Consider the following 14,682-nt stretch of genomic DNA (forward strand, 5'->3'; position numbering starts at 1 on the left):
ATGGCGGGAATGACGGATCCCAACCGTATCTGGACCGAGGCGGCGGACCGCCTGAAGGCTGAGATCGGGGATGGTCCCTTCAGCTCCTATATCGCGCCTTCCGCCGTGCGCGTGGATTCCCAGGGCAATCTGATCCTGGTCACCCCGACGGCCTATGCCCGCGACTGGGTGCGCAAGAACGCCCTGCGTCGCATGAACGAGCTGTGGCTGGGCCTGGACGGTCTGTCGCGTCGCCTGGAGGTGCGCTGCCGCGCCGAGATGGGTTCGGCGCCGCCGTCCGGTCTGCGCGACGCCCCGCGCCTGGCCTCGATCAGCCCCGCCCCGGCCGCTCCGGCCGCTTCCGCGCCCGCCTTCGCCGCAGCGACGGACGGCGCCCGCGCCGTGCGCGCCGCCGGCCTGCAGGAGCGCCTGACCTTCGACAGCTTCGTCGAGGGCCACGGCAACGCCTTCGCCCTGGCCATCGCCAAGCAGGTGGCGACCTGGGCCGACGGCCACTTCAACCCCGTCTTCTTCTGCGGCCCCTACGGCTACGGCAAGACGCACCTGCTGAACGCCATCGCCTGGGAGGCTCAGCGCCTGCGCCCGGACGCCAAGGTGGTCTATCTGACCGCCGAACGTTTCCTGTCGACCTTCGTGCGGGCCATGCAGGACCGCTCGACCGCCGCCTTCAAGGAAAGCCTGCGCTCGGCCGACATGCTGCTGCTGGACGACGTCCAGTTCGTCGGCGGCAAGACCTCGACCCAGGAAGAGCTGCTGAACACCCTCACGGCCCTGATCGAGGACGGCAAGCGCATCGTCCTGTCGGCCGACCGCGCGCCGATGGCCCTGACCGACGTCGAGCCGCGCCTGCGCAGCCACCTGGCGGCGGGCCTGACCTGCCCGGTCGAGGCGGCGGACCGCGATCTCAAGGTCGCCGTGGCCCAGTCGCGCCTGAACGCCCTGGCCCAGCTGGGCGTCGTCTCGGGCGAGGCCCGCGCCGACGTGCTGGAGCATCTGATCGACCGCACCCCCGGCTCGATGCGTGAGCTGGAAGGCGCCGTGAACACCCTGGCCGCCGTCGCCGGCAGCCGTCTGTCGGCCCTGACGGTGGATGAGGTCCAGACCCTACTGGGCGCCGCCCTGCGCACGGGGCCGGAGCGCCGCATCACCGTGGACGAGATCCAGAAGACGGTGGCCGAGCACTTCAACCTGAAGCAGGCCGACCTGCTGAGCGAGCGCCGCACCCGCGCCATCGCCCGCCCGCGTCAGGTCGCCATGTACCTGTGCAAGCAGCACACGACCCGCTCCTATCCCGACATCGGCCGTCGCTTCGGCGGGCGCGACCACACCACCGTCCTGCACGGGGTCCGCAAGATCGAAGAGCTGATGCCCAAGGACGACCAGATCGCCCGCGACGTCGAGGCCCTGACGCGCAAACTGCGCGGATAACAAGGAAAAATGGCGCGTAAACTGCGCGGCTAAGCGCCTCTCCCCGCTCATCCCGGCGAAGGCTGGGACCCAGATTGTAAGGCTCGCTATCTGCCGTTGCGGCTCCGGTGGGCCTTTCTAACCAACCACCACGTTTGTATCTGGATCCCGGCCCTCGCCGGGATGAGCGGATTTTCGGGCGCGCAGCCTGTGGAAATCGGGGGCAGACGGCGTGCAAGCGCCTCTGCCCGTTGCCCCCTGCGCTCAATGCGCTAGTGTTCCTGCCCATATTTACGGCGACGCTGCTTCGGCGGGGTCGCGACCGGGCGAGACCAAATGCAGCTGACCATCGAACGATCCGCGCTTCTTCGGGCCCTGGGGCACGTCCAGAGCGTGGTCGAGCGTCGCAACACCATTCCGATCCTGTCCAACGTGCTGCTGAGCGCCGGGCGCGACCGCCTGTCGTTCGCGGCCACCGACCTGGACATGGAGATGGTCGACGAGGCCCCGGCGCAGGTGAACGTCGAGGGCCAGATCACCGCCCCGGCCCACACCCTGTACGAGATCGTGCGCAAGCTGCCGGACGGCGCCGAGGTGTCGCTGACCTATTCGGGCGACGATCCGCGTCTGGTGGTGGCGGCGGGCCGCTCGCGCTTCAACCTGCCGGTGCTGCCGGCGGGCGACTTCCCGGTCATGTCGACCGAGGCGTCCGGCGCGCGCTACAGCCTGCCCAAGGAAGATCTGGCGCGTCTGATCGACAAGACCCGCTTCGCCGTCTCGACCGAAGAGACGCGCTACTATCTGAACGGCCTGTATCTGCACACCGTGGCTGACGGCGGCATTCCTCTGCTGCGCGCCGTGGCCACCGACGGCCACCGTCTGGCCCTGGCCGAGACCCCGGCGCCGGAAGGCGCGGCGGGCGGCCCCGGCGTCATCGTGCCGCGCAAGACGGTGGATCAGGTCCGCCGCCTGCTGGACGACGGCGCCGGCCCGGTCGAGGTCCAGGTCTCGGCCCAGAAGATCCGCTTCGAGTTCGGCGAGGCCAGCCTGACCTCCAAGGTCATCGACGGCGCCTTCCCCGACTATCTGCGGGTCATTCCCAAGGGCAACGACAAGCAGGCCGACATCGACAACGCCCTGTTCGCCAAGGCCGTCGACCGCGTGGCCACCATCTCGGCCGAAAAGAGCCGCTCGGTGAAGCTGGCCTTCGACAACGACCGGGTGAAGCTGACCGTCCGCAACATGGAAGCTGGTCAGGCCGAGGAAGAGGTCGAGATCGGCTATTCCGACGAACCGTTCGAGATCGGCTTCAACGCCCGATACCTGCTGGACGTCGCCGGGCAGATCACCGGCGAGACGGCTCACTTCAAATTCGCCGACCCGGCCAGCCCGACCCTGGTGCTCGACCCGGCCGACGTGGGCGTCCAGTACGTGCTGATGCCGCTGCGGGTGTAACCACACCGCTCACCCCGGCGGACGCCGGGGTCCAGTGAGAGCCGCGCCGGGAGGTTGGATGTTTTTCTACATCTACATCCTGGCCGGTCGCCGCAACGGCACGCTTTACACCGGCTCCACCGACGATCTGCTGAAGCGGGTCGTCGAGCATCGCGAGACGCTGCGCGGCGGTTTCACAGCGAGATATGATGTCTCTCGCCTCGTCTGGTATGAGCACCACGGCACGCGCGACGAAGCCTTTCGTCGTGAGCGCCAGATCAAGGAATGGCGCCGTGAATGGAAGCTAGACCTGATCGAGCGGATGAACCCGGCTTGGGATGATCTGCTGCCGACACTGCTTTGATGCGTGCTGAGCCTATGCCCCGCTCATCCCGGCGGGCGCCGAGATCCAGTCCTTTGGTTGCAAGCGCGCAGAGCGTGGTTCGTACTGGGCCCCGGCGTCCGCCGGGGTGAGCGGTTTCTTCTTCAGCGCCCCTACGCCAAATCGGTGTATCTGCTGATCAACGCATGATCACCTCCCTCGCCCTCACCGACTTCCGCTCCTACGCGGGCGCGACCCTGCCGATTTCCGGCGGAACCGTCGTGCTGCATGGGCCGAACGGGGCGGGCAAGACCAATCTGCTGGAGGCGATCAGCCTGCTGACCCCCGGCAAGGGGCTGCGCGGGGCGACGGCGGCCGAGATGGGGCGGCGCGAGCCGGGCGAGGCGGTCGGGCGGCCTTGGGCCGTGGCGGCGACGCTGCAGGCAGCCGACGGCGACGAGGTGCGCCTCGGCACCGGCGTGCAGACCATGGGGCTGTCGGCGCGGCGCATCGTGCGCATCGACGGCGAGACGGCGCCGCCGGGACGGCTGCTGGATCATTTGCGCCCGGTCTGGGCCACGCCCGAGCAGGACCGGCTGTTCTCGGACGCGCGGGCCGAGCGGCTGCGGTTCTTCGACCGGCTGGTCTTCGCCGCCCATCCCGACCACGCGGCCGTTGTCTCCGCCTATGAGAAGGCTCTGCGCGAACGGTTACGGCTGCTGACCGACGAGACGCGCCCGGCCGATCCTTTGTGGCTCGACGCCCTGGAGGCCCGGCTGGCCGAGAGCGGCGCGCGGGCGGCGATGGCCCGCGCCGGGGCGCTGAAGGCGCTTCAGGCCGGGATCGACGCCCGCGCCGACCGTCCCTTCCCTCAGGCCGATCTGGGCCTGGCGGGGCCGGCCGAAGAGATGGCGGCGGCGGGGGCGGATGAGGCCGACATCGTCGAGGCGCTGGGCGAAGGCCTGATGCGCGCCCGCGCCCGCGACGCGGCGGCGGGGCGCAGCCTGTTCGGGCCGCACCGCTCGGACCTGACGGCGCTGCACCGCGAGAAGAACCGGCCCGCCGCCGAGGGGTCGTCCGGCGAGCAGAAAGCCCTGGTGCTGAACCTGATCCTGGCCCAGGTGGCGCGTCTGGCGGATCAGCCCGCGCAGCCCGTTTTGCTGCTGGACGAGGCGCCCGCCCACCTGGACGAAGCCCGCCGCGCCGCCCTGTTCGACGAGATCGAAGCCTTGAAGCTTCAGGCCTTCATGACCGGGACAGAACGCCCGTTGTTCGCAGCGCTGGAAGGCCGGGCGCAGTTCGTGGCGGTGGAAGGCGGCGGGCTGTCCGCTTAGGGCTTAAAGGCTCGCTTTTCCCGTCGAATTTCCTATATATCTGAGACTTCGGGGCGCGCTGATTTGCGCCTCTGAGACGGGCGGCCGCAGGGTCGCCTCTTCCCTGTCCGCCTGCGGACCCTGAGCCGACGTTTTCATGACCGAACAGACTGCTCCCTCGCCCGAATACGGCGCCGATTCCATCAAGGTTCTCAAAGGCCTGGACGCGGTGCGCAAGCGCCCCGGCATGTATATCGGCGACACGGACGACGGCTCGGGTCTGCACCACATGGTCTATGAGGTGGTGGACAACGCCATCGACGAGGCCCTGGCCGGCCACGCCGACCTGGTGACGGTCACCCTGAACGAGGACGGCTCGGTCACCGTGACCGACAACGGGCGCGGCATCCCGACCGCCATCCACGCCGAGGAAGGCATTTCCGCCGCCGAGGTCATCATGACCCAGCTGCACGCGGGCGGTAAGTTCGACCAGAACTCCTACAAGGTGTCGGGCGGCCTGCACGGCGTGGGCGTCTCGGTGGTCAACGCCCTGTCGGACTGGCTGGAGCTGGTCATCTATCGCGACGGCAAGAAGCACAGCGTCCGCTTCGAGCGCGGCGAGACCGTGCGCTCGCTGGCGGTCATCGGCGAGGCGCCGATGCGCGAGGACAAGGGCCGTCTTCTGACCGGCACCGAGGTCACCTTCTATCCGTCGGTCACGACCTTCAGCCACATCGACTTCGATCTGAAGACGCTGGAGCACCGCCTGCGCGAGCTGGCCTTCCTGAACTCGGGCGTGGTCATCAAGCTGTCGGACCATCGCGGGCCTGAGCCGATCGAGATCATGCTGCACTATGAGGGCGGCGTCGAAGCCTTCGTGCGCCACCTCGACAAGTCCAAGACCCCGATCCTGAAGGACGTCATCGTCATTCGCGGCCAGAAGGACGGCATCGAGCTGGACCTGGCCCTGTGGTGGAACGACAGCTACCACGAGACCATGCTGTGCTTCACCAACAACATCCCGCAGCGGGATGGGGGCACCCACCTGTCGGCCTTCCGCGCCTCGCTGACCCGCGTCATGGGCAGCTATATCGAGAGCTCGGGCCTAGCCAAGAAGGAGAAGGTCGCGCCGACCGGCGAGGACGCCCGCGAAGGCCTGACCTGCGTCCTGTCGGTCAAGGTGCCGGATCCGAAGTTCAGCTCGCAGACCAAGGACAAGCTGGTCTCGTCCGAGGTGCGCCCGGCGGTCGAGAACCTGTGCTCGGAAGGCCTGTCCGAGTGGTTCGAGGAACACCCGGTCGAAGCCAAGCTGATCGTCTCCAAGATCATCGAAGCAGCGTCCGCCCGTGAGGCCGCCCGCAAGGCGCGCGACCTGACCCGCCGCAAGTCGGCGCTGGAGATCAGCTCCCTGCCCGGCAAGCTGGCCGACTGTCAGGAACGCGATCCGGCCAAGTCCGAACTCTTCATCGTCGAGGGCGATTCCGCAGGCGGCTCGGCCAAGCAGGCCCGCAACCGCGAGAACCAGGCCGTCCTGCCCCTGCGCGGCAAGATCCTGAACGTCGAGCGCGCGCGCTTTGATCGGATGCTGTCGTCGGACCTGATCGGCACGCTGATCCTGGCGCTGGGCACCGGCATCGGCCGCGACGACTTCAACGCTGACAAGCTGCGCTATCACAAGATCATTCTGATGGCCGACGCCGACGTCGACGGCGCCCACATCCGCACCCTGCTGCTGACCTTCTTCTATCGTCAGATGCCGGAGCTGATCGAACGCGGCCACGTCTATATCGCCCAGCCGCCGCTCTATAAGGTGTCGAAGGGCAAGCAGCACCGCTACGTCAAGGACCAGGCGGAGATGGACGCCTATCTGATCGAGGAAGGCAGCGCCGAAGCCGTGCTGGAACTGGCCTCGGGCGAGGTGCGCGCCGGCATGGACCTGCAGGAGCTGGTTCGCGAGGCCAAGGGCTTCAAGGCGCTGGTCGACCGGCTGGCGACGCGCGCCCCGGCCTTCGCCATCGAGCAGGGCGCCCTGGCCGGTCTGTTCAACGAAAACGCCGGCGAGCTGGCCGACCGCGCCGCGCGGGCGGCTGAACGGCTGAACCTCTACGCCGAAGAAGGCGACGGCCCGTGGAGCGGCGAGCTGGCCGCCCAGGGCGGGGTGGCGTTCAACCGCGTGCGCCGCGCCGTCAGCGAGACCATCGTGCTGGACGAGGTGCTGGGCCGCTCGCTGGACGCTCGCCGTCTGGCCGAACGCGCCGCCGCCTTCGACGGCCTGTTCTCGGCCCCGGCCGTCTATCGCCGCAAGGACAAGACGACGACCATCCGCGGCCCGCTGGACCTGCTGGCGGCCGTGCTGGACGCGGGCAAGAAGGGCATCGCCATCCAGCGCTACAAGGGCCTGGGCGAGATGAACCCGGAACAGCTGTGGGAAACCACCCTGGACGCCAACGCCCGCACCTTGCTGCAGGTGAAGGTGGAGCATGGCGACGACGCCGACGACCTGTTCGCCAAGCTGATGGGCGACGTGGTCGAGCCGCGTCGCGAGTTCATCCAGGACAACGCCCTGGACGCCGCCGTCGACGCCTGATCGCGCGGGCTGCGCGCGGCGTCGTCAGACGCCGCGGCGGTCCTGCTCGACCCGGTTCCGGCCGTTTTGCTTGGCGCGGTAGAGGGCGTCGTCTGCCGCCTTCACCAGATAGTTCTCGTCCGGGTGGCCCTGATGCGCGGCCACGCCTATCGAGGCCGTGATGTGGAACGGGGTCAGGCCGCCCGTGGTGATGGCCTTGGCCGCCAGGGCCAGGCGCATCCGCTCGGCGATGGTCGCGGCCTGGTGCAGGCTGGTCTCGACCAGGACCACTAGGAATTCTTCGCCGCCGTAGCGGAAGACGAAGTCGCTGGGCCGCACGTTCTCGGTCACGGCCTCGGCCACCTGGCGCAGCACCTCGTCGCCGACCGGGTGGCCGTGCGTATCGTTGATCCGCTTGAAGTGATCGACGTCCAGCAGCAGCACCGACAGGGGCGTGTGGTTGGCGTTGGCGAAGCCGATCTCGCGGCTGAGGATCGACGAGAGGAAGCGTCGGTTCAGGGCGCGGGTCAGCGGGTCGCGGCCGCCCTCCATGCCCGCCAGGCCCTGGAACATCTCGTTCAACAGGAAGGCGACCTCCTCGACGGCGGCTTCCAGCGCCTTCAGGGGCGCGGCGAGGTCGGCCGGGGCGGCGTTCGGCGTGAACCGCGGCAGCAGCTCCCTGTCGATCCGGTCCATGGCGGCGTTCAGCCGCGACAGGTGCGGCGAACCGTCGAACAGGAAGTCGGCCCGGTGACGAATCCACAGACCGAACGGCGAGGCGCCCAGCGCGCCCGCCCCATCGACGCCGCCTGATCCCAGGATGCGGAACAGGGTCTTCTGGCTCCATTCCATCAGGCCCGCGCGCTGGCTTTCGCGCTCGAAGTGGATGTCCTGATCCAGGGAGAACAGACGATAGGCTTCGTCCAGACGCGCCCGGTTGCTGGCGCCCCTCTCATAGGACTGGCTCATCAGGCGAAGGGCGTGGTCGATGCGCTGGCCCGCCAGGCGCAACAGGTCGAAGGCCGCCGGATCGCTGGCCAGATCATCCGCCAGCCGCGCCTTCAGCACAGCTGCTCCGGCCATGACCAGGTGCATGGGAATCTTGATACGGGCGTGGACCTCGCCGATCTTGGTCTGACGGGCGATGAAGGCGGCGTCGCGCGTGTCCAGGTCCGGGGCGAACAGGGCGATCAGCCAGCTGCGGAGCGAGGGGCTGAGCCGCTCCTGAACGATGGAGTGATGCAGGAAGGTCTGGGCGTCCGGGTCGTTGAGCAGCACCTGATAGAAGGCGGCCACCATGGCGTCGGCGTTGGCGCTGAGCAGGGCGCGCAGGCGCTCCAGGCTCTGCGGATCAAGAGAGGGTTCGGGAACGCGGGACGAGGCGGCGACAGCGGGCGTCGGGTGGGGCAAGGCGGCGACTCTGACTGTTTACACTACAGGTTCGGCCGCCCTGGAGCGTCGCCTCAGGCGCTGAGGATGGAGCAAGGCCCGTCCGAACCAGGGACGTGCGCCCCCAAGCTAGGCGATAGACGCCGGACCCCGCCCCGGCAAGGGGCGGGCCGCCTTACGGCGCCGCCTTAGCGCGGGCGTCCCGCCTCGATGAAGGCGCGGATGGACGGATAGATGCTGGTGCTGCGCTGGCCGTCGCACAGCATGTCCTTGATGTAGGAATCCAGAGAGTTCTTGGCGATGGCGTCGAAGTCGTAGCCGTCGTCGATTCGCTCCTGCTCGGCGCCGTCGGGACCGTAGAGGATCTCCACCCCCGGCTTGGACTGGTTGGCGCTGCAGCGGATGCTGATCTGGCCGGCGGAATAGGACAGGTCGTCGGTCGCGCCCGCCGCCGGCACGCGCGCCAGCAGGGCCGTGCGTGCGCCGTCCCCCTCGGTGATGGAATCCACGTCCAGCATGAAGACCGTGGCCGAGCTGCGCGAGACGACGTGCCAGCTTTCGGCCAGGGCGGGTGAAGCGGCCAGAGCGGCGACGGCGGCTATGGCGATAATGATTGGTTTCATAGCATCCTCCCCAGGAAGGAACCGAGTTCACTCCTGTTGGAGAAAAAACACAATGGCCCAGCCGTGCGCGCGCCCCGGTCGAGGTTTCGCCGTTATCGACCGGCAGGCTGACGTCATGCGCCATTCGCTCCGTTTCAGTGTCTTGTCCGCCGTTTTGGCCGGCGTCTTGGCTGGAGTCGCCCTGCCGGCGGGGGCGGCGGCTGCGCCGACCGAGCCCGCGACGCCCGCCGCCGCGCCGTTCCAGTCGTCACGCATCCTGGTCGAGACGAAGGGCCAGGGACCGGACGTCGTGCTGATCCCCGGCCTGGCCTCGACCTCGGCCGTCTGGGCGCGCACGGCGGCGGCGCTGGAGGGGCGCTATCGGGTGCATCTGGTGACGGTGCGCGGCTTTGGCGAAACGGCGCCCGGCGGTAACGCCGAAGGGCTGGTCGGCGCGCCGACGTCCGCCGAAATCCGCCGCTATATCGAAGAGCAGGGCCTGCGTCGCCCGGCCCTGATCGGTCATTCCATGGGCGGTCAGGTGGCGCTGCGTGTCGCCGCCGACGCGGGCGAGCGCATCGGCAAGGTCATGGTGGTGGACGCCTCGCCCTTCTTCCCGTCGCTGATCAGCCCCGGCTCGACCGCCGCCGATGTCGAGCCGCTGGCCCGCATCGCCTATCAGGGGCTGATGCTGTTGGGCGACCAGGCGTTGCGGACCCAGGCCTCCTCCATGGGGCTGGAGCTGGGCGGGGCCGCCGATAACCTGCTGGGCGGTCTGGGATGGCAGGGCGGCGATCGCCGCGTGCTGGCCCAGGGCCTGTATGAGGTGATGACCACCGACCTGCGTTCGCGCCTGCCGCTGATCGAGGCGCCGGTCACTGTCGTCTACGGCTGGAGCCCCGACGACAAGAGTCCGCGCAGCCATGTCGACGGCCTGTTCCGCGCGGGCTACCGCTCCCTGCCGCACCCCGCCGCCTTCGAACGGATCGAGGGGGCCGAGCACATGGTCATGATCGACCGCCCCCGTCAGTTCCAGCAGGCGGTCGAACGCTTCCTGCGCTGAGGCGTCAGTTCGGCTGAAGCCGACGGATCGAGGCCAGCAGGGCCGCGTCGTCGCTCATGTCGCCTTCGATGACGTATTGGGGGCGCTGCGGCTCGTTGTTGCCGCGCGCGCGGCCGCGATAGACCTTCATCGGCACGGCGATCTCGGCCAGGCCGCTGGGCAGGGTCGGCTCCCTGATCTCCATGTAGACGGTGTCGGCCGAGGTCTCGCGGCCGACTTGGACGGCCCCCACGGTCTTCCACAGATCGACGGCGTCCAGGCAGGCCGAGCCGCAGCTGGAATCGGTCAGGACATAGACCCGTCCGGTCATCAGTCGCGGCGCGGGAAAGGTCGGGGCCGCCGGGTCGATGTCGTCATCGTCATTGGCGCTGCGCCAATAGACCTGGCCCGCGGCCTTCGCCGCCTTCATGCCGTTGATGGCGTCTTCGGCCCAGGCGATCAGCTCGGGCTGGCCGTTCGTGGCGCGCAGCTTGTCGAGGAAGGCGGATATTTCGGCGATGTTGCCGTCCGAGGCGCGCCAGTCGACCCCTTCGATCGCCGGTTCGGGATGGGCCGCCATCCAGTCGTCGCCCCACAGGACCTGGGCCATCAGCTGGCTCCAGTGCGAGGAGCCGCCGCCGTTGCCGCGCAGGTCCAGCACCACATAGGGGGCGGCGCGCAGAGCGTCCTGCTTGGTTTTCATGTCGGCGACCAGGGCCGTCAGTTCGGCGTAGGCTTCGCCGGCGGGGTCGCCGTTGAAGGTGGGGGTCGAGATCCAGAAGCCGCCGTCGTCGAAATGCTTCAGGGCGAAGTCGGGCCGGGCGCCCGGCATCAGCCGGGCGCGGCGGTCGCTCAGATCATCCGGCGCGGGACGCCAGTCAAGGGCGTAGGTCTTGGTCGCGTCGCCCGCCTCGAAACGGCAGGTCTTCATCTCTGTCTGCCACGGGTTCTCTGAGCTCAGGAACATCCAGTCGCCGAAGCGGGTCTTGATCGCCTCCAGGAACCAGCGGCCCCGGAACTGGCCGATGCGCTGTTCGGCCAGGGTCGCGGCGTCCACGCCGTCGCAGTCGATCAGCCGGGCGCCCAGCGGCGGGGCGGCGTCGTCGCTTTCATCGCGGTCGGCGACCACCTGATCGGCGCCGCGATAGGCGGTCAGAAAGCCGGGCCAGCGGGTCGGGAAGCCGAAGTCCCTCTGGGTCAGGCGGATCTGAACGTGGCCGTCCTCGAAGCTGGCGACATAGGCGCGCATCGCCCACCACCAGCCGCCTCGATCCGTGGTGGTCTTGGCCCGCTCCAGCGCCGTCGCCAGCCCCTGATCCAGGCGCGCGCGGAAGCCGGGATTGAGCGGGTCATGCACGCCTGGGTGGCTGTCGATCATGATGTCGTGCAGGCCGGTCGCGTCCTGGACCAGGGCAGCGGACCAGTCGCGCGGCTGGTCCATCGGTCCGGATGCTGCGTTTGGGGTTTCCTGCGCCTGAACCGAGCCCGCCATCGCCAGGCAGGCGAAGCCTGCGGTCAACATTCGGTTCATGAGCATCCCCTCGTCATCCTCGCTGAAAGAGGTGACAGGCGGAGGAATGACGCGCCAGTTAAGCTTTGGTCATGGAAACCGTCAGGCGACGGCCTCCAGCGCCTCCAGCACCGCCGGGCCGTAGCGGTCCAGCTTGCCTGCGCCGACGCCAGGAATGACGGCCAGCTGGTCCAGGCCGCGCGGCTCCTGAAGGGCGATCTCGACCAGGGTCTTGTCCTGGAAGATGACGTAGGGTGGCACGCGCTGCTCGATGGCGCGCTCGCGGCGCCAGGCGCGCAGGGCCTCGAAGCGGGCGCGCACATCGGCGTCCAGTCCCTCGACCGCCAGATTGCGCCCGGCGTTGCGGCGCGGCTTGTCCTCGGCCACGGCGCGAGTCGGCGGCTCCTTGACCCGCACCACCCGCTCGCCGCGATAGACGGCGCGCACGGCCTGAGGGTCGCCCAGGCGAACAAGAGGCTTGCCGTCATTGGGATCCTCGACCAGGAGACCTTCGAACATCAGATGGTCGATGACGTCGCGCCAGCCGACCAGCGACAGATCGGCCCCGACGCCCCAGGTGGATAGGCCCGCCTCCCATGGCTGAACGTCCTTGGTCCGGCCGGTCAGGTGGTCGATGACGCGCGTGCGGCCGAAGCGCTCGCCCAGCCGCTGCACCGCCGCCAGCGCCTTCTGCGCGGGGACGAGGGCGTCGAAGGTGGCGGGCGGATCGCCGCAGACGTCGCAGACGCCGCAGGGCTCGGCGTCCTGCTCGCCGAAATAGCGACGCACGGATTGCGGGCGACAGGTCGCGCCGTCCAGCATGGCGAACAGCTGGCGCACCTTGCGAGTCTGGACCTGTTTGACCTCTTCGGCCATCGGGCGGCTGTCGAGACGGCGCAGGGACCAGGCGATGTCGGACGGGCCATACAGGGTGATGCCCTCGGCCGGTTCGCCGTCGCGTCCGGCGCGGCCGATCTCTTGCCAATAGGCTTCCAGCGAACCCGGCGGATCGGCGTGGATGACGAAGCGCACGTCCGGCTTGTCCACCCCCATGCCGAACGCGATGGTGGCGACCATGACGGTCCCGTCCTCGGCCAGAAAGCGCTCCAGCCGCCGGTCGCGTTCGCGGGCGTCGAACCCGGCGTGATAGGCGATGGCGTTGGTCCCGGCGTCGCGCAGCGCGTCGGCCACTCGCTCGCAGCCGTCGCGGCTGCCGCAATAGACCACGCCCGAGCGGCCGCGTCGTTCGCGCACCAGTTCAACCACGCGGGCGTCGGTGCGGGCGCGCGAGCCGTTGACCTTGCGCTCGGCGGTCAGCTGCAGGTTTGGGCGGGCGAAGCTGTCGACGAAGACGCGGGCCTCGCCCAGCTTCAAAGAGGCCAGGATGTCATCGCGCGTCCGGGCGTCGGCGGTGGCGGTAACGGCGATGCGGGGCACGCGGGGGAAGATCTCGGCCAGACGACCCAGGGTGCGGTAATCGGGGCGGAAGTCATGGCCCCACTGAGACACGCAGTGCGCCTCGTCGATGGCGATCAGGCTGATGGGCAGTTCGGCCAGACGCTCCAGCATGGACCCCGACGCCAAGCCTTCCGGCGAGACGTACAGCAGGTCCAGCTCGCCCGAGCGCGCCGCGCGCCAGACGGCGGAACGCTCGTCCATGGTCAGGCCCGAATCCAGCCGGGCCGCCGCCACCCCCTGCTGTTTCAACGCCTCGACCTGATCGGTCATCAAGGCGATTAGCGGCGAGACGACCAGACCCACGCCCTCGCGCAGGATGGCGGGCACCTGATAGCAGACGCTTTTGCCGCCGCCGGTCGGCAGCACGGCCAGCACGTCGCGTCCAGCCAGCACTTCCTCGATCACCGACGCCTGAAGCCCGCGAAAATCGGCATGGCCCCACACGCGCTCCAGCAGGGTCCGCGCCTCGTCCAGCGTGGGCGAGGAGTCAGCGAGCGGGGGGAAGTCCAACATGGCGGCCGTTGTGCCGTATTCGGCCGGGGGTGTCACCCGCGAACCCGCCTCCAGCCGCGTCCTTCTCCCCTTGAGGGAGAAGGCGCTCGGATGAGGGGTTTCTGGATTCAGGATGCAGCCGTCTTTTTTAGAGTTTGCGAGACCCCTCATCCGTCTGGCTGCGCCAGCCACCTTCTCCCACAAGGGGAGAAGGGATAATGGGCTGCATCATGACCATGCTTCTCTACGGCCGCCCGCCCGCGGTGTTCGATCCGCCCTCGACGGCGACGCAGACCTCGCCCCTGATCCCTGGCTCGACGGCGCTGGAGACGGTCGCGCCCGGATCAGCCGACGGGGTGATGCTTTATGCCCCGCCGGGCGCGGTAGAGCGTCGCTATACGCTGGCGCTGGCGCTGAAGGCGCTGAAGCCCGGCGGGCGGCTGGACGTCATGGCGCCCAAGGACAAGGGCGGCTCGCGGCTGGGCAAGGAGCTGAAGGCCTTTGGCCTTGAAGTCGCCGAGACGGCCAAGGCCCACCATCGCCGCTGCATCGTCATTCGACCGGAGGCGGCCGAGGGGCTGGACGCCGCGATCGAGGCGGGTGCGCCGCGCGTGGTTCCGGGGCTGGAGGCCTGGTCGCAGCCGGGCGTCTTCGCCTGGGATCGGATCGATCCGGGCACGGCGCTGCTGGCGCAGGTGCTGCCGCCGCTGAAGGGGCTGGGCGCCGATCTGGGCTGCGGCTTCGGGGCGCTGTCGACGGTGGTGCTGCGCGCGCCCGGCGTGACGGCCCTGCGGCTGGTCGACATCGACCGGCGCGCGGTCGAGGCGGCGAAGCGCAATGTCGAGGACGCGCGGGCCAGCTTCGACTGGGCCGACGTGCGGACGCTGGAAGGGGCGGGCGATCTGAACTTCATCGTCAGCAACCCGCCCTTCCACGACGGTGGCGACGAGGACCGGCGGTTGGGGCAGGCCTTCATTCGCAAGGCGGCCGAGATGCTGAAGAAGGGCGGAACGGCCTGGATCGTCGCCAACCGCCATCTGCCCTATGAGGCCGAACTGGACGCCGCCTTCAAGCGGGTGCGGATGGTCGTGGATCAGGGCGGCTACAAGGTTTTCGAGGCGGTGAAGTGATCCCGCCCTCAAGTAGC

General features: G+C 69.0%; 11 protein-coding genes. 7 read left to right on the forward strand and 4 right to left on the reverse strand.

Features of this window, described 5'->3' with window-relative positions; genetic code table 11:
* Positions 1-9 precede the first annotated feature (9 nt).
* From dnaA to gyrB, 5 genes are all read left to right on the forward strand, one after another.
* Complete coding sequence (dnaA, locus tag AC3IPP_RS00005) at positions 10-1,428, forward strand: chromosomal replication initiator protein DnaA (protein WP_489149863.1); 1,419 nt, start codon at positions 10-12, stop codon at positions 1,426-1,428.
* 315 nt (positions 1,429-1,743) lie between these two features.
* On the forward strand, positions 1,744-2,862 hold the full coding sequence (dnaN, locus tag AC3IPP_RS00010; RefSeq protein WP_489149864.1) for a DNA polymerase III subunit beta: 1,119 nt from the start codon (positions 1,744-1,746) through the stop codon (positions 2,860-2,862).
* A 58-nt stretch (positions 2,863-2,920) separates the two neighbouring features.
* Entirely contained in the window at positions 2,921-3,205 is a 285-nt protein-coding gene (locus tag AC3IPP_RS00015; RefSeq protein ID WP_489149865.1) for a GIY-YIG nuclease family protein, read from the forward strand.
* A gap of 164 nt (positions 3,206-3,369) precedes the next feature.
* Entirely contained in the window at positions 3,370-4,497 is a 1,128-nt protein-coding gene (gene recF / locus AC3IPP_RS00020; protein ID WP_489149866.1) for a DNA replication/repair protein RecF, read from the forward strand.
* Between the two features lie 136 nt (positions 4,498-4,633).
* Entirely contained in the window at positions 4,634-7,063 is a 2,430-nt protein-coding gene (gene gyrB, locus AC3IPP_RS00025; RefSeq protein WP_489149867.1) for a DNA topoisomerase (ATP-hydrolyzing) subunit B, read from the forward strand.
* A 24-nt stretch (positions 7,064-7,087) separates the two neighbouring features.
* On the opposite strand, the gene AC3IPP_RS00030 is transcribed toward gyrB, so the two are convergent.
* Together AC3IPP_RS00030 and AC3IPP_RS00035 are read right to left on the reverse strand one after the other, a co-directional pair.
* Positions 7,088-8,452, reverse strand: coding sequence for a diguanylate cyclase (locus tag AC3IPP_RS00030; protein WP_489149868.1), 1,365 nt, complete (start codon positions 8,450-8,452; stop codon positions 7,088-7,090).
* 167 nt (positions 8,453-8,619) lie between these two features.
* On the reverse strand, positions 8,620-9,054 hold the full coding sequence (locus tag AC3IPP_RS00035) for a hypothetical protein (protein ID WP_489149869.1): 435 nt from the start codon (positions 9,052-9,054) through the stop codon (positions 8,620-8,622).
* 115 nt (positions 9,055-9,169) lie between these two features.
* Between AC3IPP_RS00035 and AC3IPP_RS00040 the strand changes: the two genes are divergently transcribed.
* Positions 9,170-10,096 carry an alpha/beta fold hydrolase gene (locus tag AC3IPP_RS00040; protein WP_489149870.1) on the forward strand — a complete coding sequence of 309 codons (927 nt, stop codon included), beginning with the start codon at positions 9,170-9,172 and terminating at the stop codon, positions 10,094-10,096.
* Between the two features lie 4 nt (positions 10,097-10,100).
* On the opposite strand, the gene AC3IPP_RS00045 is transcribed toward AC3IPP_RS00040, so the two are convergent.
* On the reverse strand, positions 10,101-11,606 hold the full coding sequence (locus AC3IPP_RS00045) for a S41 family peptidase (protein ID WP_489149871.1): 1,506 nt from the start codon (positions 11,604-11,606) through the stop codon (positions 10,101-10,103).
* A gap of 81 nt (positions 11,607-11,687) precedes the next feature.
* Positions 11,688-13,556 carry a DNA helicase RecQ gene (gene recQ, locus AC3IPP_RS00050; protein WP_489151077.1) on the reverse strand — a complete coding sequence of 623 codons (1,869 nt, stop codon included), beginning with the start codon at positions 13,554-13,556 and terminating at the stop codon, positions 11,688-11,690.
* 209 nt (positions 13,557-13,765) lie between these two features.
* Between recQ and AC3IPP_RS00055 the strand changes: the two genes are divergently transcribed.
* On the forward strand, positions 13,766-14,665 hold the full coding sequence (locus AC3IPP_RS00055) for a class I SAM-dependent methyltransferase (RefSeq protein WP_489149872.1): 900 nt from the start codon (positions 13,766-13,768) through the stop codon (positions 14,663-14,665).
* The last annotated feature ends 17 nt before the right edge of the window (positions 14,666-14,682 follow it).

Source organism: Brevundimonas sp. KH_060 (genome assembly GCF_057838275.1).

Coding starts and splice junctions, on each gene's coding strand:
- dnaA (WP_489149863.1), top strand. CDS start 10: ATGACGGATCCCAACCGTATCTGGACCGAGGCGGCGGACCGCCTGAAG.
- dnaN (WP_489149864.1), top strand. CDS start 1,744: ATGCAGCTGACCATCGAACGATCCGCGCTTCTTCGGGCCCTGGGGCAC.
- AC3IPP_RS00015 (WP_489149865.1), top strand. CDS start 2,921: ATGTTTTTCTACATCTACATCCTGGCCGGTCGCCGCAACGGCACGCTT.
- recF (WP_489149866.1), top strand. CDS start 3,370: ATGATCACCTCCCTCGCCCTCACCGACTTCCGCTCCTACGCGGGCGCG.
- gyrB (WP_489149867.1), top strand. CDS start 4,634: ATGACCGAACAGACTGCTCCCTCGCCCGAATACGGCGCCGATTCCATC.
- AC3IPP_RS00035 (WP_489149869.1), bottom strand. CDS start 9,054: ATGAAACCAATCATTATCGCCATAGCCGCCGTCGCCGCTCTGGCCGCT.
- AC3IPP_RS00040 (WP_489149870.1), top strand. CDS start 9,170: ATGCGCCATTCGCTCCGTTTCAGTGTCTTGTCCGCCGTTTTGGCCGGC.
- AC3IPP_RS00045 (WP_489149871.1), bottom strand. CDS start 11,606: ATGAACCGAATGTTGACCGCAGGCTTCGCCTGCCTGGCGATGGCGGGC.
- recQ (WP_489151077.1), bottom strand. CDS start 13,556: ATGTTGGACTTCCCCCCGCTCGCTGACTCCTCGCCCACGCTGGACGAG.
- AC3IPP_RS00055 (WP_489149872.1), top strand. CDS start 13,766: ATGACCATGCTTCTCTACGGCCGCCCGCCCGCGGTGTTCGATCCGCCC.